At 73.1% G+C, this 20,452-nt stretch carries 17 protein-coding genes; 11 read left to right on the top strand and 6 right to left on the bottom strand.

What is annotated here, in order from left to right:
- Positions 1-52: 52 nt before the first annotated feature.
- The 4 genes from O7614_RS30485 (at position 53) to O7614_RS30470 (ending at position 3,681) form a co-directional block, all read left to right on the top strand.
- The gene (locus O7614_RS30485; RefSeq protein ID WP_278141808.1) at positions 53-832 is read left to right on the top strand and encodes an ABC transporter ATP-binding protein; all 780 of its coding nucleotides are present in this window, start codon (positions 53-55) and stop codon (positions 830-832) included.
- Positions 832-1,722 (top strand): branched-chain amino acid ABC transporter permease, encoded by an 891-nt coding sequence (locus O7614_RS30480; RefSeq protein ID WP_278141807.1) that lies wholly within the window; start codon positions 832-834, stop codon positions 1,720-1,722. Before O7614_RS30485 ends, O7614_RS30480 begins: the two co-directional genes overlap by 1 nt.
- Entirely contained in the window at positions 1,719-2,822 is a 1,104-nt protein-coding gene (locus tag O7614_RS30475; RefSeq protein ID WP_278141806.1) for a branched-chain amino acid ABC transporter permease, read from the top strand. The genes O7614_RS30480 and O7614_RS30475 overlap by 4 nt, the downstream gene beginning before the upstream one ends.
- A 112-nt stretch (positions 2,823-2,934) precedes the next feature.
- Positions 2,935-3,681, top strand: coding sequence for an SDR family NAD(P)-dependent oxidoreductase (locus O7614_RS30470; RefSeq protein WP_278141805.1), 747 nt, complete (start codon positions 2,935-2,937; stop codon positions 3,679-3,681).
- 69 nt (positions 3,682-3,750) lie between these two features.
- Here O7614_RS30470 and O7614_RS30465 read toward each other — a convergent pair whose 3' ends face one another.
- Positions 3,751-4,572 (bottom strand): hypothetical protein, encoded by an 822-nt coding sequence (locus O7614_RS30465; RefSeq protein ID WP_278141804.1) that lies wholly within the window; start codon positions 4,570-4,572, stop codon positions 3,751-3,753.
- 142 nt (positions 4,573-4,714) lie between these two features.
- Here O7614_RS30465 and O7614_RS30460 point away from each other — a divergent pair, with 142 nt between their 5' ends.
- The 3 genes from O7614_RS30460 (at position 4,715) to O7614_RS30450 (ending at position 9,756) form a co-directional block, all read left to right on the top strand.
- Positions 4,715-6,454, top strand: a complete 1,740-nt coding sequence (locus O7614_RS30460) for an AfsR/SARP family transcriptional regulator (RefSeq protein WP_278141803.1) — start codon at positions 4,715-4,717, stop codon at positions 6,452-6,454.
- A 39-nt stretch (positions 6,455-6,493) separates the two neighbouring features.
- Positions 6,494-8,623 carry a DEAD/DEAH box helicase gene (locus tag O7614_RS30455; protein ID WP_278141802.1) on the top strand — a complete coding sequence of 710 codons (2,130 nt, stop codon included), beginning with the start codon at positions 6,494-6,496 and terminating at the stop codon, positions 8,621-8,623.
- A gap of 206 nt (positions 8,624-8,829) precedes the next feature.
- Positions 8,830-9,756, top strand: coding sequence for a hypothetical protein (locus O7614_RS30450; protein WP_278141801.1), 927 nt, complete (start codon positions 8,830-8,832; stop codon positions 9,754-9,756).
- A gap of 156 nt (positions 9,757-9,912) precedes the next feature.
- Here O7614_RS30450 and O7614_RS30445 read toward each other — a convergent pair whose 3' ends face one another.
- Positions 9,913-10,329 carry a helix-turn-helix domain-containing protein gene (locus tag O7614_RS30445; RefSeq protein WP_278141800.1) on the bottom strand — a complete coding sequence of 139 codons (417 nt, stop codon included), beginning with the start codon at positions 10,327-10,329 and terminating at the stop codon, positions 9,913-9,915.
- Between the two features lie 248 nt (positions 10,330-10,577).
- Here O7614_RS30445 and O7614_RS30440 point away from each other — a divergent pair, with 248 nt between their 5' ends.
- Positions 10,578-11,000, top strand: a complete 423-nt coding sequence (locus O7614_RS30440) for a hypothetical protein (RefSeq protein WP_278141799.1) — start codon at positions 10,578-10,580, stop codon at positions 10,998-11,000.
- On the opposite strand, the gene O7614_RS30435 is transcribed toward O7614_RS30440, so the two are convergent.
- Together O7614_RS30435 and O7614_RS30430 are read right to left on the bottom strand one after the other, a co-directional pair.
- Positions 10,997-12,157, bottom strand: coding sequence for an SAM-dependent methyltransferase (locus O7614_RS30435; protein WP_278141798.1), 1,161 nt, complete (start codon positions 12,155-12,157; stop codon positions 10,997-10,999). The genes O7614_RS30440 and O7614_RS30435 overlap by 4 nt on opposite strands.
- Positions 12,158-12,243: 86 nt before the next feature.
- Positions 12,244-13,932, bottom strand: coding sequence for a DEAD/DEAH box helicase (locus tag O7614_RS30430; protein ID WP_278141797.1), 1,689 nt, complete (start codon positions 13,930-13,932; stop codon positions 12,244-12,246).
- A gap of 284 nt (positions 13,933-14,216) precedes the next feature.
- On the opposite strand from O7614_RS30430, the gene O7614_RS30425 reads away from it, so the two are divergent.
- Complete coding sequence (locus O7614_RS30425) at positions 14,217-14,867, top strand: ferritin-like fold-containing protein (RefSeq protein ID WP_278141796.1); 651 nt, start codon at positions 14,217-14,219, stop codon at positions 14,865-14,867.
- A gap of 136 nt (positions 14,868-15,003) precedes the next feature.
- Here the strand turns inward: O7614_RS30425 and O7614_RS30420 are convergent, their stop codons facing one another.
- Together O7614_RS30420 and O7614_RS30415 are read right to left on the bottom strand one after the other, a co-directional pair.
- A complete protein-coding gene (locus tag O7614_RS30420; RefSeq protein ID WP_179781071.1) occupies positions 15,004-15,231 on the bottom strand; it encodes a DUF3107 domain-containing protein in 228 nt (75 codons plus the stop codon).
- Positions 15,232-15,295: 64 nt separating this feature from the next.
- Positions 15,296-15,934: a TetR/AcrR family transcriptional regulator gene (locus tag O7614_RS30415; protein ID WP_203152031.1), complete on the bottom strand. Its 639-nt coding sequence runs from the start codon at positions 15,932-15,934 to the stop codon at positions 15,296-15,298.
- 148 nt (positions 15,935-16,082) lie between these two features.
- On the opposite strand from O7614_RS30415, the gene O7614_RS30410 reads away from it, so the two are divergent.
- Positions 16,083-19,454 carry a hypothetical protein gene (locus tag O7614_RS30410; RefSeq protein WP_278141795.1) on the top strand — a complete coding sequence of 1,124 codons (3,372 nt, stop codon included), beginning with the start codon at positions 16,083-16,085 and terminating at the stop codon, positions 19,452-19,454.
- Between the two features lie 23 nt (positions 19,455-19,477).
- Positions 19,478-20,452: an alpha/beta hydrolase gene (locus O7614_RS30405; protein ID WP_278141794.1), complete on the top strand. Its 975-nt coding sequence runs from the start codon at positions 19,478-19,480 to the stop codon at positions 20,450-20,452.

Here is a 20,452-nt window from a genome sequence, read left to right as displayed (position 1 = left end):
GAGGAGTGAGCCGGGTTTGCGAGCCCCGCAGTCGCGAACGGAGGCGGGCCTGATGGAACCCGTTCTCAGCGTGGAGGACCTGTCGGTCCGGATCTCCGGGCTGCACATCCTCCAGGGGGTGTCCTTCACGGTCGCCCCGACCGGCGTGACCGTCCTGCTCGGCCGCAACGGCGTCGGCAAGACCACCACGTTGCGTGCGATCCTCGGGCTCACCCCGCCCGCCGGGGAGGTCAGGGGCACCATCCGGATGGGCGCGCAGAGCCTGCTGGCCCGGCCCACCCACCGGCTGGTACGCGGTGGGCTCGGCTACGTGCCGGAGGACCGGGACGTGTTCGCCGGCCTCACCGTCGCCGAGAACCTCCGGCTCGCCGAACGGCGCGGCACCACCCCGGCGTACGACAAGGTCTTCGCGCTCTTCCCGGAGCTGGACCGGCGCGGACGGCAACGGGCCGGCTCGCTCTCCGGCGGGCAGCAGCAGATGCTCGCGATCGGTCGGGTGCTGCTCAACGACAACCGGTTGCTGCTGGTCGACGAGCCGACCAAAGGGCTGGCGCCGAAGGTGGTGACCGAGGTGGCGGAGGTGCTGGAACGGGTCGCGGAGTCGGTGCCGGTGCTGCTCGTCGAGCAGAACCTGGCCGTCGTACGCCGGCTGGCCCGCGACGCGGTGGTGCTGGCCGCCGGCAAGGTGGCCTGGACCGGAGACGCCCACGAGTTGCTGTTGGAGACGGCGTTGACCAAGTCGCTGCTGGGTGTCGGTTCGGCGGAGGCGGTCGCGCCGAGCGCGAGGAGCGAGCTTGCGAGCCCCGCAGTCGCGAGGAAGGACCAACTCTGATGGGGACCGTCATTCTCCTGGCGTTGACCGGGCTCGGCCTGGCCGCGCTGTACTTCCTGGTCGCCTCCGGCCTGTCCCTGGTCTTCGGCCTGGCCGACGTGCTCAACTTCGCGCACGGGCTGTTCCTCGGCGTGGGCGCGTACGGCACCTGGTGGGCGGCCGGCAACCTGCCGGGCGCGGGCCCCGACGGGTTCGGCTTCGTGTTGGCGGTCGCGTTCGGGGTGGCTGCCGGCACGTTGGTGGCGATCCTGGTCGAGCTGGTGCTGATCCGTCCGCTCTACTCCCGCACCATCGAGCAGGTGCTGGTCACCGTCGGCCTGTCGCTGGCCGGGGTGGCGCTGTTGCAGGCGACCTGGGGTGCGGATGCCCGGCCGTTCCCGCGCCCCGACTGGACCCGGCAGGTGACCGGGATCCTCGGCGCGCAGGTGCCGAACGGGGGTCTGCTGCTGATCATCGCGGCGGTGCTGGTGCTCGGCGCGATCCTGGCGTTCCTGCGCTGGACCCGGTACGGCCTGGTGATCCGGGCCGGAGTGGAGAACCGGGAGATGGTGACCGCGCTCGGCATCGACGTGCGCAAGGCGTTCACGCTGGTCTTCGCGATCGGCGGGGCGGCAGCCGCGCTCGCCGGCGCGCTCGGCGGCGTCTACTTCGGCACCGTCTCGCCCGGTCAGGGCAGCTCGCTGCTGATCTTCGCGTTCATCGTGGTGGTGATCGGTGGGATGGGCTCGGTGATCGGCTCCGCGTACGCGGCGGTCGTGGTCGGGCTGGTGCAGCAGTTCGTCAACTACTACGGCACGTCCGGGCTGGGCGACATCTGCGTGGTCGGGCTGCTGGCCGTGGTGCTGCTGCTGCGCCCGCAGGGCATCGCCGGAAAGGTGGCAACGGCATGACGGTGATCGACGCGCCTCCCGCGCAGGTGCCGGACGAACTGACCCCGCAGCGGGGACGGTGGCACCGGGTCCGCCCGTTCCTGCCGCTGGTCGCGCTGGTCGTGCTGGCGATCCTGCCGTACTCGACGATCTCCCTGCCGGGAGTCTTCGAGGGGCCGGTCAACTCGCCCGGCACCCTGCAACTCCTCGCCATCTGCCTGATCTTCGGTGGGCTGGCGGCCGGGTACGACCTGCTATTCGGCCGGACCGGGATGCTCTCCTTCGGGCACGCGCTGTACTTCGCCGCCGGCGTGTACGGGACCGACATCCTCGTCACCCGGGCCGGTCTGCCGCTGTGGCAGGCAGCCCTGCTGACAGTCACCGGCGGCACGATCCTCGCCGCGCTGCTCGGCGCGGTGGCACTGCGGACCGTGGGCATCGCGTTCGCCATGGTGACGCTGGCCTTCGCGCAGGTCGGGGCGATCCTGGTGGCCCGCGACTTCGGCGGGCTCACCGGCGGTGAGGAGGGCCTGCCGCTGGACGTGTCCGGGCTGCCCGCCAGGCTGGTCGGGGTGACCAACACTGTCAACCTGTACTGGCTGGCGCTCGCGTACCTGACGCTCGTGGTCTTCGTGGTGCACCGGGTCAGTGGCTCGCCGACCGGTCGGGTGCTCGCCGGGCTGCGTGACGACGAGCGGCGGATCGGCGTGCTCGGGTTGGACCCGTACCGCTACAAGCTGGTGGCGTTCACCCTGGCCGGCGGATTGGCCTCGGCGGGCGGGGTGGTCTATGTCCTGATCGTCGGCGGCGCGTCACCGCACATCACGTCCTCCGAGCTGACCCTGTCGCTGCTGGTCATGGTGGTGCTCGGCGGGCCGGGCACCCGGTGGGGGCCGGTGCTCGGCGGTGTCCTCTACATGTACCTGGACCACCGGCTCACCGCGTTCGGCACGAGCGACGCGGTGGACAACCTGCCGGCCGTCCTCAGCCACCCGTTGAGCCAGCCACTGTTCGTCCTGGGCACGGTCTTCATCCTGGCCGTCTACTTCTTCCCCGGCGGCCTGGCCGGCCTCGCCCCCCGCGTAGCCCACCTGACCCGAGCCCTCCGCCCCCGCCGCTGACCCCACCCCCACCCCTTAGACCTCGTCGATCATGAAGTTATAGCCACGACACGCCGCGGCGGATGGCGATAACTTCATGATCGACGAGGTTGTGCGCAGGGGAGGTTGGGAGATGGACTCTCGGGTTGCTGTTGTCAGTGGAGGTGGGACCGGGATCGGGGCCGCCGTGGCGGAGGCGCTCGTCCGGGACGGGTACGACGTTCTGATCGTCGGGCGGCGGGCGGACGTATTGTCGGCCGCCGCCGAGCGGATCTCCGCTGAGTGTGGTCGGACCGATGCGGTCAACGCGGTGACCGCCGACCTGACCGACCCGGAGCAACTCGACCGGGTGCTCGCAGCGGTCGGCGGTCGGCCGGTCGACGTGGTGGTCAACAACGCCGGCGGCTACCTGGGCGGGGACACCGGCACCCTGGTCGGGACCGCCGCACACTGGCGGGCCAACCTGGACGCCAACGTGCTCACCGCCGTGCTGCTGACCGAGGCGCTGCGGCCGGCGCTGCGTCGACCGGGCGGGCGGGTGATCCTGGTCAGCTCGATCGCCGCTCAGCGTGGCGGCGGTGGGCCGTACTCGGCCGCGAAGGCGGCCCTGCACGGCTGGGCGTACGACCTGGCAGCGCAGCTTGGTCCGGAGCAGATCACGGTCAACGTGGTGAGCCCCGGCTACGTCGCCGAGACCGAGTTCTTCGGCGACCGGATGACCGCCGAGGGGAACGCGAAGCGGGTCGCGGCGACCCTGGTCGGGCGTGCTGGGCTGCCGGACGACATCGCCGAGGCGGTCCGCTATCTGGCCAGCCCGGCCGCCGGATACGTCACCGGCCAGGTCCTCGGCGTCAACGGGGGCTCGGTCCTCGGCCGCTGACCACGCGCGCGCCATGAACGACGTAAGGGCGGCGGCCCCCCGTGTGGCCGCCGCCCCCTGTCCTGTGGATCAGCCGTTCAACATCTCGTACGCCATCGCCGGGGCCTGGGTCGAGGTGGCGGCCGTCGGGACGGTGATCTTCGGGGCGCTGCCGTAGTCGGCGTAGTTGACGACGTAGTCGTACGCCTTCGCCTTGCCAGCGGCCGGGATCTTCAACGTCAGCGAGGCCAGCCGCTTGTCCGCACCGACCACGGCGCTGAACGGCACCTTCTTGGCCGCCTCACCGAGCGCGGCCGCCTCGCCGTCCTCCAACGCCTTCGCCGCCTCCGCGTCGCTCACGTCGATGAACCCGACGTACTGCCCGGGGCTCTTCTCCTCGACCGAGGTAGCCGCCTGGATGAGCGGACCGGTGTTGCCCTGGTCCACGCCGTCGTAGGTCGGGATGCTCGCGGCGTCGGTCAGCTTCTTGGGGTCCACCTTCATCCACTTGTCGGGGAACTTCGGCAGGCCGGAACGGCCGCTGAACTTCGCCTTCACCCAGTTCTGGTCCTCGATCACCAGGAACGACATCTTCACCACGATGCCGTCGGAGTCCGGCGGCATGTTCATGTTGAGCTCGAACGCCTTCGCCGCCGGGTCGATCCGGCCGTCGATCGTGCTCGACGAGTCCTTGCCGCTGAACCGGAACGTCCCCTCGGAGCCGTCCGGTACGGCGTCCAGGAGTGCGTCCTTGGGATTGGCGCTCGGGCTGGCGGCCGGGCTGTTCTGCGGCGCCGCGGCGGGCTCGTCCTTCGGTCCGCAACCCCCGAGGAGGGTGGTCGCGGCCAGCACGGCGGCGATCGCGCCGACCGTCCGTCCGAAGGTGCCGGCGGTGCCCGTTGCCTGTGTCATCGCATGTCTCTTTCTCGCTGCGTGGCTCTTGCCGACGACGATGTTGCGGATCAGCACGGCGGTCCGGCTGCCGATATGCTGCCGTCCGGCTGCCGGGCACTGCCGTCCGGTGCTCACGGGGGTGTCAGGAGCGGAAAGTCGCATGTCAGGACAGCTGCGTTTCGAGATCCTCGGGCCTCAGCGGGCCTGGTACGCCGACCGCGAGATCGACCTCGGTCCGAGCAAACAGCGCGCGGTGCTCGCCGTGCTGCTGCTCTCCCCGGGTCGTCCGGTGTCCACCGGGCAGATCATCGAGGCGGTCTGGCCGGAGGATCCGCCCGCTAACGGCCCCAACGTCGTGCAGAAGTACGTCGCCGGGCTGCGCCGGGTGCTGGAGCCGGACCGTTCGCCGCGTACCCCCGGGCAGGTGTTGAGCCTGACCGATGCCGGCTATCTGCTCCGGGTCGACCCGGAGGCGGTGGACGCGATCTGCTTCGAGCGGGGCGTCCAGGCCGCTCGACGGCACGCGTCCGAAAGTCCGGACCAGGCGCTGGCCGAGCTGACCGATGCGCTGGCCCGGTGGCACGGTGAGCCGTTCACCGGCTTCTCCGGTGGCGTGTTCGAGGCCGCCCGGCACCGCCTGGTGGAGCTATGGGCCGTCGCCCTGGAGACCCGCGCGGATCTGGAACTGGGCAGCGGGCGGCACCGCGAGACGGTCGGCGAGCTGGTCGAGTTGGTGGCCGAGTTCCCGGTCCGGGAGCGGCTGCGCTACCAGTACATGCTGGCGCTGTACCGCAGCGGGCGGCAGGCCGAGGCACTGGCCGCGTACCGGGACATCGACAGCCTGCTCCGCGAGGAGCACGGCATCGGCCCCGGCGAGGCGCTCCGGGAGCTGCACGCGCGGATCCTGCGCGCCGACCCGACCCTCACCGCCGGTGTCCGGGAAACAGGTTGGCCCGCTTCGGCTTCCGGCACCCGGCATGCCCAGAGCATGATGCCGCCAGCGCCAGCGCATCCGTCCGCCGACGCACCTCTGGCCGCCCCGACCCCCGACCCGACCGTCCCGCCGCCGCCACTTCAGGCGCCGCCGTACGCAGATCTGCCGTCGCCGCCGTACCCCGCGCTGGACGGTCTGCCCGCCGGCTCGCCTTCGCCGTTCGCTGTCGAGCAGCCGCGCCGGGAGCGGCACCCGCTACCGGCGTGGGTGAGCACCACGACCACCGTCCTCGGCACCCTTCTGGCGCTCCTGTCCTTCGGCACCGGGACCTGGCTGGTGGTGCTGGCGTACGCGGTGCGGCGGCGTAGTCGACGGCTCGGCCTCGCGGCCCTCGGCTACCTCCTCACCGCGACGCTGCTGGTCGTCATGATCGCCACCGACGACCTGGAGACGGAGGACTCGGCGGCGGAGGCGTTCTCCGCGCTCGGCGTGGTCTTCCTCTGCTGGCTGGTCGGCTCCGCGCACATAGTCCTGCTCAACCGTTGGGTCTGGGGACGGATCACCGGACGGCCGCGCGTGGCGCAGGCCCACGCGGAGGAGCGCCGGATTCGCCGCCAGCAGGCACGCAACCTGCTGCACCGCTACCCCTCGGCACGTCTGGAGTTCGCGATCGGCCGACCGGACCTGCCCCGCGCCTTCGACGACGGCGGGCTCGTCGACGTCAACGCCGTATCCGATCATGTGCTCGCCACGCTGCCCGGGCTCACCGATGCGCAGCGCCGGCAGGTGGCGATGGACCGGTGGGTACGCGGCCCGTACGCGTCGATGGAGGAGTTGGCGGCGCGTTGCCAGCTTCCGCTCGCGGCCACCGACGCGCTCCGCAGCGTCCTGCTCTTCCTCCCACCGCCCGTCCTGCCGGTACACACTCGCGCGACGACGCGGTCGGAGCCCGCCGAACCCCGTTGATCGTGGGGGTTCCCCGGCGACGGCTGGTAGAAATGCCGGATGAGCCACGATCGAGCAGCGGTACGGGAGCGGGCCGAGGCGGTGCTGCGCCGGCTCGCCGGTGACCACGCCCGACTGCGCGAGGACCAGTGGCGGGCCATCGAGGCGCTGGTCGTCGACCGGCGGCGCGTTCTCTGTGTGCAGCGCACCGGTTGGGGCAAGTCGGCGGTCTACTTCGTGGCGACCGCGCTGCTGCGTGACAGCGCGCACGGCGGCGACCACGGCCCCACGGTGATCGTTTCGCCGTTGCTGGCGCTGATGCGTAACCAGGTCGAGGCGGCGGCCCGGGCCGGCATCCGGGCCCGCACGATCAACTCGGCGAACCTCGACGAGTGGGACGAGATCACCGCCGAGATCCAGACCGGGGCGGTGGACGTGCTGCTGATCAGCCCGGAACGGCTCAACAACCCGGACTTCCGCGACGGCGTGCTGCCGAAGCTGGCCGCGACCACCGGGCTGCTGGTGGTCGACGAGGCGCACTGCGTCTCCGACTGGGGGCACGACTTCCGGCCGGACTACCGGCGGCTGCGGACGTTCCTCGCCGAGCTGCCCGAGCGCACCCCGGTGCTGGCCACCACCGCCACCGCCAACTCCCGGGTCACCCAGGACGTGGCCGAGCAGCTGGGCGACGCCCTCGTCCTGCGCGGCACCCTGGACCGCGAGTCGCTGCGCCTCGGGGTGCTCGACCTGCCCAGCCCGGCCCACCGGTTGGCCTGGCTCGCCGACCACCTGGACCAACTCCCCGGCTCGGGGATCGTCTACACGCTGACCGTGGCCGCGGCGGGGGAGACGGCCGAGTTCCTGCGCTCCCGGGGTTACCCGGTGGCGTCGTACACCGGGCAGGTCGAGGACGCCGACCGGCGGGCCGCCGAGCAGGACCTGCTCGACAACAAGATCAAGGCGTTGGTCGCCACCAGCGCGCTCGGCATGGGCTTCGACAAGCCCGACCTGGGCTTCGTCGTCCACCTCGGCGCGCCGCCCTCGCCGATCGCGTACTACCAGCAGGTCGGTCGTGCCGGCCGCGCCGTCGAGCACGCCGAGGTGCTGCTGCTGCCCGGTGCCGAGGACGCCGCGATCTGGCGGTACTTCGCCTCGCTGGCGTTCCCACCGGAGCAGCAGGTGCGGGCCGTGCTGGCCGCCCTGCACACCGACCGCCCGCTCTCCACCCAGGCCCTCGAACCCCTCGTCGACCTGCGCCGGGCCCGGTTGGAGCTGATGCTCAAGGTGCTCGACGTGGACGGCGCGGTCCGTCGGGTGCGCGGTGGCTGGCTCGCCACCGGCGAGCCGTGGACCTATGACGAGGCCCGGTTGCGCCGCGTCGCCGAGGCGCGCACCGTCGAGCAACAGGCCATGCGGGAGTACGCGACCACGTCCGACTGCCGGATGCGGTATCTACGGGAACGCCTGGACGACACCGGGGCGGTCGACTGCGGTCGCTGTGACCGGTGCGCCGAGCCTCTCTTCGCCGCCGACGTGTCGACGGCGGCTCTCGCCGCCGCGCAGACATTCCTGGGCCGACCCGGTGTGGAGATCGCCCCGAAGAAGCTCTGGCCGACCGGGCTCGACGCGGTGGGCGTACCCCTCAAGGGCCGGATCGCTCCCGCGGAGCAGGCCCTGCCGGGCCGTGCGGTCGGGCGTCTCTCGGACCTGGGTTGGGGTGGCCGGCTGCGGGATCTCGTCGGCCCGGAGGCGCCGGACGCGCCGGTGCCCGACGATGTGGCCGGGGCCGTGGTGGAGGTGCTGAAGGCGTGGGCGCACGGCGACGACCCGTGGCCCCGCCGGCCGGCGGCGGTGGTCGCGGTCGGCTCGCGGCGGCGGCCCCGGCTGGTCGGGTCGCTCGCCGAGCGGATCGCCGCCGTGGGCCGACTGCCGCTCCTCGGCCAGGTAACGCCAGCCGGGGCGGGCGGCCCCGGCGGGCCGCGCGGCAACAGCGCTCAACGGGTACGCGCGCTGCACGACACCTTCACCGTGCCGACCGACCTGGCCGAGACGCTGGCTGGTCTGGACGGCCCGGTGCTCCTCGTCGACGACCTGGTCGACTCGGGTTGGACGATGACGCTGGTGGCTCGCGAACTGCGCCGGGCCGGCGCGCCCGACGTGCTTCCGCTCGCCCTCGCCGTGGCTGGGTGACCCGCGCGGCGGCTCACGTTCAGGGCTGGTCGGTGGGAGTTCCCGGGCGGCGTCGAATGCGACAGTCGCCACGCCGTCCGGACGTCGGTCTGAGCTGGCCCGACGCGGCGGTACCGTGGGCGGCATGACCGACCAGCAGCCCGACCGCCGCGCCGTCGCGGGCAGTTCCGCCATCGACCGGGCGGGTCACGTGCTGGGCGTCGGCGGTGCCTGAGCAGGTCTCCGCCGCGCCGGACCGCGACACACTCCGGTTGGCCCTGGTGGTCGGCGGGCTGGTGCTGGCGGTCCTGCTCGGCTTCGGCCTCGGCCGGCTGAACGAGGGCGGCACCACCACCGGCGCCCCTTCGCTGGCCGCCGATCACACCGACCCACCGGGCATCGGGCCGCACAACCACGGCACCGCCACGGGCACCGACCAGGGCGCGCCCACCGAGCCGGGTGGCCTGGCGGTCAGCTCGGCCGGGCTCACCCTGGTGCCGCTGGCCACCGAGTTCGCGGCCGGTCGCCCCGGTCAGCTGCGTTTCCAGGTGCGTGACGTGCAACGCCGGCCCGTCACCCGCTTCGCCGTCGTGCACGACAAGCCGATGCACCTCATCGTCGTCCGCCGGGACCTGACCGGCTACCAGCACCTGCATCCGACCATGGCGGCCGACGGGACCTGGTCGGTGCCGTTGACCCTCGCGCAGCCCGGCGTCTGGCGCGCGTACGCCGACTTCACAGTGGTGGCGGACGACGGCACGCAGACCGCGGTGACCCTCGGCGCGGACCTGGTGGTGCCTGGTGACTACCAGCCTCGTCCGCTGCCGGGGCCGGCCACCTCGACGACTGTGGAGGGGTTCACGGTCGGCTACCAGGGCGCCCCGCAGGCCAGGGCGACAGTGCCACTGACCTTCCGGGTCGACGGCGCGGGCGGGGCGGCCCCGCTGGAGCGTTACCTCGGGGCGTACGGGCACCTGGTGGCGTTGCGCGAGGGTGACCTCGGCTACCTGCACGTGCACCCCGAGCCGGAACTCGTGGACGGCCAGATCAAGTTCTGGCTGACCACCCCGGGCCCGGGCCGCTACCGGCTCTACCTCGACTTCCAGGTAGGCCCCACCGTCCAAACGGCGGAGTTCACCGTCACCGTCCCCTAAAGCCCCACCCGCCCGGGCCGCCCCTCTCGTCCCGTTGATCATGAAGTTGTCGCCACTCTCCACGGCGCGTCGTGTCAATAACTTCATGATCACTGCTCGGGGTGGGTCGGCTTTGGCGGTCCGGCCCGTTTGGGGGCGCGGGGTTAGGGCGCGGGGTTAGCCGGCGCGGCGGATGGGGCGGCGGGCCAGGTAGCGGAGCAGATCGCGGATGTGGTGTTTCTCCTCGGCGGGGACCGTGGGGTCGGCCAGCCGGTCCAGGATGGCGCGGACGTCCGCCTCGACGGGGCCGTCGTCGTGACGTCGGCGGGGCGTGGGGCCGGCGTCGGGCAGCCCGAGCGCGCGGAAGGCGGCGGCGACCGGCAGGTCCAGTGCGGCGCAGAAGCCGCGCACCTTGGCCAGCTCGGGATAGTCCTGCCAGTCACCCGCGAGCCAGCGGAACACGGTGGAGCGACCAACGCCCGTGTGTGAGGCAAGATCAGTCACGGTCCAGCCGCGTTCCTCGCGAGCGTCATCGATGGCACGCCGGACGAAGCGGGCGAAGGCCATCTGCGGTGATACGTCGGCTGATGCCATCCCTGTGTGTCTTTCCCTCCCGTCGGAGCGCCGGGACGATGCCTCCCGAGGGTAGTACGCCCGACGGCGGAAACAATTGACTGACCGCACAAACTGTCCCGTGGATGAGACTTTTTCTCCGGCAGCACGATGCGGACCGAAACTTGCACGGAGAGCGATCATCGTCGTTGTTCCACTAGGCTCGGTGCCCGTCCCGACACGGCGTCCTCCGCCTGCCGCGTCCGAACGCACCACCGCCGAGGAGCACCATGGCCGAATCGAGCCGCCCCCAGCCGTACCAGCCCGGTGCGGTGAGCCTCTTCTTCGTCGCCAAGGCCGGCGTCTTCGCCGCCGGGTTCTGGATCTGGATGGTGGTCCTGGTGCTCCGCACCAGTTCCGCGACCGGTCTCCAGGTGTTGGCAGCCACCGGCGCGATCACCACGACGCTGGTCGGCGTCGTGCTGGGGGCCCGGATGGCCTTGCAGCGCAGCGCGGCCATCCGGCACGCCGAGATCAAGAAGCTGCTGGTGGACATCTCCTGGAACGCCTTCGCCGCAGCCGGCAACGCCGAGAGCTCAGGCAAGGTCGTTCCGTTTCCGAGCGCCCCGGCAGACGGCGACCGGGTCGGACCTCGGCCCGGCATCGACCGGGTGTCGGTCCTCGACGGCGGTGCCAGCGACCGCCGGCGTTAGGGCCTGCGCACCTGCTCGGCGGAGAGCAGGGTCTCCAGCCGGGGTGTGACCCGCCAGTGGTCGACCAGCTCGCGATACTCCGCACGCTGCGGTTCGGTGGGTTCGCCGCCGGTACGGCGGGCACGGATGAGCAGGTTGCGCGGCGTGTGCTGGGAGTCCACGAACTCCACCACCTCGGCCCGGTAGCCGTGCACCCTCAGCAACCCGGCGCGCAGCGCGTCGGTGAGCACGTCGGCGAAGCGCTCGCGCAGGATGCCCTGCCGGGTCAGCAACTCGTACGGGGACGGGGCCGGGTGGGCGCGAAGCTGCTTCGCCACATCGTGGTGGCAGCACGGCGCCGCCAGCACCCAGCGGGCCTCCCAGCGCACCGCGCGGGCCAACGCCTCGTCGGTGGCGGTGTCGCAGGCGTGCAGCGCCAACACCAGGTCGGGCGCGGGGTCGACGACGGCGTCGGCGATGGTGCCGGCCACGAAGCTGACCTGGTCGGCCCAGCCCAACCGCTGCGCCAGCGCGGTGTTGCGCTGGCGCTGGTCCTCCCGGACGTCCACGCCGATCAGTTGGACGTCCAGCCCGCGACCCGTCAGGTAGCGGTACGCGGCGAACGTCAGGTAGGCGTTGCCGCAACCCAGGTCAACCACCCGTAGCGGACCGGTCAGGTCGTCGGGCAGGGTCGCGGCCAGGGCCCGCAGGAACGCGTCCACCTGGCGGCGCTTCGCCGCCGAGCCGCCGATCTCGGCGAAGATCGGGTCGCCGGGGTCGAGCAGGTATTCCTTCGCCCGGTCGTTCCCGCCCGGCGTGGCCGCCGTACGGGTCGTCGCGGCCCGGTGCACCTGCGCCTCGCCGGACTTGGTCACCCGCAGTTGGAGGGTCGAGTCGGCCGTCTCCACGTGCCAGTTGCCGAACGGCTCGGCGAGCAGTTCGTCGACCGCCACGGCGGCCTCCGCGCCGGGCGCGAGGTTACGGGTGTACGGGCGAGCGCCGTCGGACGTGGTGATCTGCATCCGGGGCCCAGCCTTCAGCGTCACCGGCCGCAGCTCGACCCGCTCAACGGTGGGGCGGCGCCCGCGGCGACGTCCGGCGGCGACCGCCCGGGTCAACGCGGGGTCGAGTAGCAGCGCCCGGACCTCGGTCAGGGCGGCGTCCAGTGGTTCCGGCATCGTTCCATCTTCGGCAGGTGGGGTGGGAAGGGAACATCCCCCGTACCGCGCGCGGCGGTGCGGGGGATGTCAGGTGTGACTGCTGGTCAGTCGGCGGTCGCCTCGGCCGGCGTACCCGCGCCGGAGCCGCCACCACGGCGACGCCGGCGGCGACGCGGCTTCGACGGCTCGCCGTCAGCTGCGGCGGCGGGCTCGGCGGCACCGGTCTCGGCGGCGATCACCGCGGTCGTCTCGCCCGCGACCACCTCGCCGGCCCGGCGGCGACGCCGGCGGCGGGGGGTACGGGTGCCTTCCTCGGCGCTGTCGCCCGCGGGCGCCTCGGCGACGGCCGGGGTGCCGGCGTCGGAGCGGTCGCGGCGGCTGTCGCCCCGACCGCGGCGCTCGCCCCGCCCCTCGCCACGGCTCTCACCGCGTCGGGAGCCCCGACCACCGCCGTCACCCCGGCGGGAGCGCGTCGTCCCGCCCAGGTCCTCCTCGATCTCGGCGGACAGCCCGGCCCGGGTGCGCTCGGCGGTGGGCAGCGTGCCGCTGACCTCGGTCGAGATGTGCAGGTCGGTGTAGAGGTGCGGCGACGTGTGGTAGGTCTCCGGCGGCTCGGGCATCTCCAGACCGAGGGTCTTGTCGATGATCCGCCAGCGCGGCATGTCGTCCCAGTCGACGAAGGTCACCGCGACACCGGTCGCGCCGGCCCGACCGGTACGACCGATCCGGTGGGTGTAGGTGTCCTGGTCTTCCGGGCAGTCGTAGTTGATCACGTGGGTGACGCCGGTGACGTCCAGCCCTCGGGCCGCCACGTCGGTGGCGACCAGAATGTCGATCTTGCCGGCGCGGAACGCGCGCAGTGCCCGCTCGCGCGCACCCTGGCCCAGGTCACCGTGCACCGCGGCGACGGCGAACCCACGGAAGTCGAGGTCCTCGGCGACCCGGTCGGCGGCCCGCTTGGTGCGGGTGAAGATCATGGTCAGCCCACGCCCCTCCGCCTGGAGGATGCGCGCCACCACCTCGACCTTGTTCATCGAGTGGGTGCGGTAGACCAGCTGCTGGGTCTGCGGGGACGGGCCGGTCTCGGCGGTGTGCCCGGCGTGGATCGTCATCGGCTGGCGCAGGAAGCGCCGGGACAGGGTGACGATCGGGTCCGGCATGGTGGCCGAGAAGAGCATCGTCTGCCGGTCTTCCGGCAGCATCGCGAGGATCTTCTCGACGTCGTCGAGGAAGCCCAGGTCGAGCATCCGGTCGGCCTCGTCGAGGACGAGCGCGTGCACCCGGTCCAGACGGAGGTGCTTCTGCTTCTGCAGGTCCATCAACCGGCCGGGGGTGCCGACCAGGATCTCCACGCCCTTGCGCAGCGCGTCGATCTGCGGCTCGTACGCCACCCCGCCGTAGATCGGCAGCACCCGGACGCCGCGCGTCCGGCCGGCGGCGGCCAGGTCCTTGGCGACCTGGATGCCCAGCTCGCGGGTGGGGACGACGACCAGCGCCTGGGGGACGCCGTCGCTTCCCTCGCCCGGCGCGAAGACCCGATCCAACAGGGGTACGCCGAAGCCGAGGGTCTTGCCGGTGCCGGTGGGTGCCTGGCCGATCAGGTCGACCCCGCGCAGGGCGATCGGGATCGCGTACTCCTGGATGGCGAAGGCGCGGGTGATGCCCGCCGAGGCCAGCGCCTCGACGGTCTCGGCGCGGGCGCCGAGTGCGGCGAACGTGGGAGCCTCCGGCCGAACCGGGGCGGTGGGGGCCAGTTCCTGGCCGTCCAGCAAATCTTGAGTAAGGTCGCTCATCTGGATGTGGGGGTGCCCTCTCGTGGGTGCGCCCGTCATGTCCTCAGGGCGCGTTCGGTATGACGCGGGCCACACGGTCGGCGGCAGACTGCCGAGCCGGACCGGGCCGCACGCGCGCCGCGGGCTGAGCTTCGATCAGATCGGCGCCCACGGCAACTGCTCCATGCTACCTGAACAGGCATGCCCCCGTCCCGATTCCCATCCGGCCACTCGCCACGCGGGGCAAGTAATTGTGACCTACGTCACGTTAACCGGGGCGTTCGGGTACGGGGTAGCCTGCGCTCGTGTCCACGCCGACCACCCCCGGTCCCGCCGTCGCCGACCTGCTGGGCCTGGTCGCCTTCGGGGAACTGCTCGCCTTCGAACGGATGGCGGGTGATGCCCGGCTCGCCCCTGACCTGCGTCGTCGAGCCGCGCTGGACGAGATGGCCGCCGCCGAGATCGTCAACTACCGGCGTCTGGCCGACCGGCTCACCGCGCTGGGCGTGCCGCCGGACGACGCGATGACGCCCTACGTCGCGCCGCTGCAGGCGTACCACGACTCGACCGAACCCCGGGACTGGGCGGAGGTGGTCACGAAGGCGTACGTCGGCGACGCCATCACCGACGACTTCATCCGGGAGATCGCCGACGCGCTGGCGGAACCGGACCGGGCGCTGGTGCTCGACGTCCTGCACGACTCCCGTTACGCCGACTTCGCCGCGGCCGAGATCCGAGCCGCAGTCGCCGACGACCCCCGGGTGGCCGGTCGGCTGTCGATGTGGGCGCGGCGGCTGGTCGGCGAGGCGCTGTCCCAGGCGAGCCGCGTCGCCGCCGAGCGGGCCGCACTCACCGCGCTGATCGCGCGGGGCGACCGGGTCGACGTGCCCGGGCTGTTCGGCAGGCTCACCGCCGCGCACACCGCGCGGATGGCCGCCGCCGGGCTGAGCAACTGACCGACGGCCGGTCGGTCCGACCTGCGGTGGTCGGGGGCCCGGCCACGGTGGTCGGGAACCCGGCCTGCGGCAGTAGGGGCCGGTGCCGGCCTGCGGCAGGTGGCCGGTCGCCGACCTGCCGCGATGGCCGGCCCGGTCAGCGGACGGTGAAGCCGACCGCTCGGGGAGACGCCTCGGCGATCTCGACGTAGGCGACCTTCTCGACCGGAACGATGACCCGCCGGCCCTTCTCGTCGGTCAGGGAGAGCGTGCCGCCGTTACCGGCGAAGGCGTCGGTCACGATCTGCTCGATCTCGGCCGGCGACTGCGCGCTGTCCACTACCAGCTCGCGCGGCGCGTACTGCACGCCGATCTTGACCTCCACTGTGCCTCCTCAACTGGGGCGAAAGAACCGCCCTGCGAAGGCTATCCGATCACGGGGTCGGCGGTCAGGCTGACTCACCTTGCAGCGGGAAGCTCGCGATGCCCCGCCACGACAGCGCGGCCACCAACGCCTCGGCCTCGGCCTTCGGCACCTGCCGGCCACCGGCCAGCCAGAACTGCGCAGCCGTCTCGGCGGCACCGACCAGCCCGGAGGCGAGCAGCTCGGCGTGTGCCCGGCTCACGCCGGTGTCCGAGATGATGGTGTCGGTGATCGCCGCGATGCAGCCCTGCTCGACCCGCTCCACCCGTTGCCGCACCGCCGGGTCGTTGCGCAGATCCGACTCGAAGACGAGCCGGAAAGCCTCACTCTCGTGGTCGACGAAGTCGAAGTACGCGCGGACCGAGGCGCTGACCCGTTCCTTGTTGTCGCTGGTGCCGCGCATCGCGTCGTGCACCTTGGCGACGATGGCGTCACAGTGCGTGTCCAGCAGGGCCAGGTAGAGGTCCATCTTCCCGGGGAAGTGTTGGTAGAGCACCGGCTTGGACACCCCGGCCCGCTCGGCGATGTCGTCCATGGCGGCGGCGTGGTAGCCCTGGGCGACGAACACCTCCTGCGCCGCAGCGAGAAGCTGCTTACGACGCGCGGAGCGGGGCAGGCGGGTGGGCCGGCCAGCGGTCTGTGCACCATTCCCCGCAGCGGTCATGGGATCCTCCGAGTTCTCCGTACGAGCCGGCATTTTCCCCCCAGACCGGCGAGGTCACTGACCACCGTCGTGGAAATGGCCCGCCGCTGTAACTTATCGCCACTCTCGGCACACGGTAGCCTCAGCGGGGGCGACCAAGGAGCGCGCGGTGAGTGAAACAGGGCAACCCGGAGCCGCCACCCCGGGAGAACACGGTGACGGAGCGGGTCAGCACGACGACCCGAGCCGTGCCGTCAGTGGGTGGGCGCCTCAGGCGGGTGGGTGGCCCCGAGCCGCCGACCGCGACGACGCCCGGGAGCAGGCGCCGCGCTGGCAACCCGACCCGGCGTCCGGCTGGCGCACCTCCTCCACCCGACACGGCGACCTTCCGTCGCCGCTGGCCGGGCCGCCGGGCGACCCGGAGCCGTCGGCCCGGGTCAACGGCCACCACGCCAACGGTGTGCACCACCCGGACGACGCCAACGGTGTCCGTCGCCCCGGTCTCGAACCGACAGTGGGACGCCCCACGCCGGTGAGCGCACCACCGGGGCTGCCCGCCGACGGTCGGCCCGAGACGGCCGGCGACCGGTTGGTGGTGCCCGCCCAACGTCCCGTGCCGCCAGCGGAGCAGGCAACCGGCGAGGCCGACACGACCACCGGTCAGCGTTCCACCGCCGATCCGGCCGTCGCGCACCGCGCCCGCTGGCCCGAGCCGGGGCTGCCCACCTCGGCACCACCGGCCGTCCAGGTGCCGCCCGTCGGCACCTCCGCGTCGGGTTTCGAGGTGCCGCCCGGCTTCCACGCGCCGATCGGGGAACGCCTCGCCGCCGACGACCCGTCGGCCGCGCCACGAGAATGGCGAGCCCCGCTGACACCGGAGCATCCGGCCGCGCCGGGACGCACCCCGGGGCCGGCCGGGCACACCGACGCCGCCGACTCGGGCCGTGGAGCCGAGCCGGGCCGTGGAGCCGAGCCGGGCCGTGGAGCCGAGCCGGGCCGTGGAGCCGAGCCGGGCCGTGCCGCCGACTCGGGCCGTGCCGCCGACGGCCCCCGCCCGGGAGACACGCACCGAGTCGGGGACGCGCACCGAGCTGGGGAGCCCCCGGCCGTCGAGCCGGACTGGTCGGGGCCGAGCTGGAACCGTCCGAGCTGGGGCGGCGGTTGGGCGCCGCCCTGGTCCCGGCAGGACGACGAGCCGGCCGCCCCGCCGGCCCGGGACGAGTCCGCGTCCGGCTGGGCCGCCGAGCCGGTCCAGCCGTACGAGCCGGTGTGGGCCGAGTCACCCCGCCCGTATGAACCGGTCCGCGCCGACTCGCCGCGCGGGTACGACCCAGCACGGGGTGTAGCGGCGTCCGACGCTGCGCCGGAACGCCCCGCCGAACCGGCCAGCGCGCCGCCCGCCGACCGCCCTTCCTGGGCTGCTCCGTCCGCTGTCCCACCTGCGGAACGTCCCCTGCGGTCCGTCGACTCGGACCCGTCCCCGACCAGCGGTCCGCCGGTGTCGTCGCCGGCCGCGACTCCGCCCGCCGTGGAGCGCCCGACCTGGGCCGGTGGCCCGACGCCGACCAGTGGCCCACCGGCCGACCGGCCGTCCTGGGCCGGGTCCGGGGCGACCCGCGCGTCCCGGACCGACCGTCCGTCCTGGGCTGGTGGCGCCGATTCCGAGCCGACCAGTGCTCCGCCGTCGCGCCCGTCGTGGGCTGGTGGTGCCGATTCCGAGCCGACCAGTGCTACGCCGTCGCGGCCGTCGTGGGCTGGTGGCGCCGATTCCGAGCCGACCAGTGCTCCGCCGACCCGCCCGTCCTGGGCCACCAGCCCGGCGTCGCCCGTCATGCCACCTCCGGCGCCAGCGGGAGCACCTCCCACGCTGGCCGACCCGCCACCGGCTCCGGTGGGCCCACCGCCGGTGGCAGAACGCCCCTCCTGGGCCGGCGGTTCACCGACCGGCTCGGCGAACCCGACCCGGGACGAGCGGCCGGACTGGTCCGAGGGGCGCATCCCCGCCACCCCGGTCGAGCGTCCATCCTGGGCGGCGATCCAGTCGGCCAAGCTCGCTCGTGGGGGCGACGACGAGACCTCCGGCCCGGCCCGGCCCGAGGTCCGACCGGCTGCGCCATTCCGGCTCCGCCCGGCGACGCCCGAGCCGCCCGGCCCGGTCGAGCCACAGCGCCCGTCCGCGCCGACGAACGCCTCGTCATCCACCGATGTCACGTCGTCCTCGACGGGGGCCGTGCCACCGTCCGCCATGAACGGGCCCGACCCCCGCGACCGGCCCGGCCCCGCGCCGGCCTCCCCCTATGCGGCGCGCCGATCCGCACCCGACCCGACGCCGTCCCCCGAGGACGACCAGCAGTCGGACCCGAGAGCGGTCGTGCTGCCGCAGCGCGTCCCCGCCGAGCCGGACGTGCCCGTCGTGCCGGAGCCGCCAGCCGTGGACCCACCCGCCGAAACCCCGGAACTCGCCCGCATCGCCACCCACCTTCGCCGCGACGACGAGCCAGCCCCGTTGCGGGAGCGCCCCGAGGGGTTCGACGTCAACGCGATCCTGGACGCCGTCCGGGAGGTGGCCGGTGTCCGCGACGCCGCGCTGCGCCGTACCCCGGCCGGCGCGCACAGCCTGCGACTGGACCTGGCCGACGGCGCCGACCCGGCCGAGGTGAGTCGACAGGTGGCCCGTCTGCTCCAGGATCGGATGGGGCTGGCCGCCGCTCCGCAGAACGTGCCCGGCCTGCCCAGCACGCCACCCCCGCCGGTGCGCCGTCGCGTGGCCGAGCCTCGGGTCGCCGAACGACGTACCCCGGATCCCCAGACCGCGGCGTCGCGCGATGCCGGTGCCGACCCGCGCGGCGGTGGGGTCCGGGCGGCCGAGTCGACGGCGGGCACCCGTCCGTCCGGCAGTCGGGTGGAGGCCGTGCCGGCGGGCCTGGAGCAGAGGCCGGGCACTGACACCTCGCGCCGCCGGCGGTCGAACGCGCCGCACCGGGGTCGTGCCACCGTCGAGGAGCCGGGCTCGGTCTCGGCCGCCCCCGCTGGTGCCGCCACCGGCAGCCCGGCAACGCTCGGCACGTCGTACTCCGGCGGCCAGGTGACCACGACGGAGTCGGCGCCGTCCCGGCCGTTGGAGACGGACGGCGCGCCGGGGCCACGGGTGGTGATCGACCACGTGCAGGTCAGCACCTTCGGCTTGGACGCGAACGTGGAGGTCCGGCTGCTGGCCGGGGGCGAGAGCGCGTCCGGGTACGCGACTGGGCCGGCGGTGGACGGCTATGTCCTGCGGCTCTGCGCGGTGGCCGCGGCCGCCGCGGTCGACGAGTTGCTGCGCGGTGCCGACAACGCCGAGCGGGGGCGCTGCTTCGTCGAGCACGCCGCGGTGGTGCCGTTCGGTAACTGTGAGGTGGCCACCGTGGTGGCTCTGCTCGTCTGTGAGGGCTGGGTCGAGCAGCTCGCCGGCTCGGCTCTGGTCGCCGGTGATCCCCGGCAGGCGGTGGTGCGGGCGACCCTCGCGGCGGTGAACCGTCGCTTGGAGGCGCTGCTGTCCTGAGTGGTCCGGGGCAGACTGGAACGATGAGACGCGCCACCCTCTGGCCGGACCACCTGCTCCCCGACGACCGTGTTCCCCCGCCGTGGCCGGGCCGCGAGGTTCGCCTCGACGGCTTGGTCACGTACGTGCGGGACACTCCGGCCACCGCCGTCGGCGCGGAGCCGGCGCTATACGTGCACGGGCTGGGCGGGTCGTCGCAGAACTGGACCGACCTGGCCGGGTTGCTCGCCGACCGGCTGGACGGTCAGGCCATCGACCTGCCCGGCTTCGGCCGCAGTGAACCGGGTCCCCGCTACACGATTCCGGCCTTCGCGGACCTCGTCGTCCGCTGGATCGAGCACTCCGATCGGGGTCCGGTGCACCTGTTCGGCAATTCGCTGGGCGGAGCGGTCGCGGTGCAGGTGGCCGGGCTCCGGCCCGACCTGGTCCGTACGCTCACCCTGATCTCCCCGGCCCTGCCGTTCCTGGATTTCCGTCGCTCGTTGCAGGGGCGGATGCTGCCCGTGCTCGCCATTCCGCGCGGCGAACGGTTGGTCGCCAAGCGGCTCACCCAGCTCGCGCCGGAGGTGATGGCCCAGCAGGTGTTGGAGGCGTGTGTCGCCGATCTCAGCCGGATCTGCGACCAGCGCCGGGCCGAGGCGCTGGAGGAGATCCGGGTCCGCTACGAGGCGGAGCACTACGCCGCCGCGTACGTCCGGACGTTTCGTGGTCTGGTCTCCAGCTTCCTGCGGGCGTACCTGCCGGGGCCGGGTTCGCTGTGGCGGCTCGCCGAGGCGGTGCGCGCACCGACCCTGGTGGTGGGTGGTCGACAGGATCGTCTGGTCGACGTGCGGGTCGCGCCGCAGACCGCGCGGGTCATCCGCGACAGCCGGTTGATGATGCTCGACGGTGTGGGTCATGTGGCGCAGTTGGAGGTCCCCCGACTGGTGGCCCGAGCGGTGGTCGGCCTGCTCGCCGAAACGGAGGAGTCCGCTGGGCGGCCCGATCTGGCAGGCTGA

The sequence above is a fragment of the Micromonospora sp. WMMD961 genome, from assembly GCF_029626145.1.
Classification (GTDB): domain Bacteria; phylum Actinomycetota; class Actinomycetes; order Mycobacteriales; family Micromonosporaceae; genus Micromonospora.
This window is presented reverse-complemented; position numbering and strand designations above follow the sequence as displayed.

Excerpts from the sequence above, each read along its gene's own strand:
- O7614_RS30485 (WP_278141808.1), top strand. The coding sequence starts at position 53 with ATGGAACCCGTTCTCAGCGTGGAGGACCTGTCGGTCCGGATCTCCGGG.
- O7614_RS30480 (WP_278141807.1), top strand. The coding sequence starts at position 832 with ATGGGGACCGTCATTCTCCTGGCGTTGACCGGGCTCGGCCTGGCCGCG.
- O7614_RS30475 (WP_278141806.1), top strand. The coding sequence starts at position 1,719 with ATGACGGTGATCGACGCGCCTCCCGCGCAGGTGCCGGACGAACTGACC.
- O7614_RS30470 (WP_278141805.1), top strand. The coding sequence starts at position 2,935 with ATGGACTCTCGGGTTGCTGTTGTCAGTGGAGGTGGGACCGGGATCGGG.
- O7614_RS30465 (WP_278141804.1), bottom strand. The coding sequence starts at position 4,572 with ATGACACAGGCAACGGGCACCGCCGGCACCTTCGGACGGACGGTCGGC.
- O7614_RS30460 (WP_278141803.1), top strand. The coding sequence starts at position 4,715 with ATGTCAGGACAGCTGCGTTTCGAGATCCTCGGGCCTCAGCGGGCCTGG.
- O7614_RS30455 (WP_278141802.1), top strand. The coding sequence starts at position 6,494 with ATGAGCCACGATCGAGCAGCGGTACGGGAGCGGGCCGAGGCGGTGCTG.
- O7614_RS30445 (WP_278141800.1), bottom strand. The coding sequence starts at position 10,329 with ATGGCATCAGCCGACGTATCACCGCAGATGGCCTTCGCCCGCTTCGTC.
- O7614_RS30440 (WP_278141799.1), top strand. The coding sequence starts at position 10,578 with ATGGCCGAATCGAGCCGCCCCCAGCCGTACCAGCCCGGTGCGGTGAGC.
- O7614_RS30435 (WP_278141798.1), bottom strand. The coding sequence starts at position 12,157 with ATGCCGGAACCACTGGACGCCGCCCTGACCGAGGTCCGGGCGCTGCTA.
- O7614_RS30430 (WP_278141797.1), bottom strand. The coding sequence starts at position 13,932 with ATGAGCGACCTTACTCAAGATTTGCTGGACGGCCAGGAACTGGCCCCC.
- O7614_RS30415 (WP_203152031.1), bottom strand. The coding sequence starts at position 15,934 with ATGACCGCTGCGGGGAATGGTGCACAGACCGCTGGCCGGCCCACCCGC.
- O7614_RS30405 (WP_278141794.1), top strand. The coding sequence starts at position 19,478 with ATGAGACGCGCCACCCTCTGGCCGGACCACCTGCTCCCCGACGACCGT.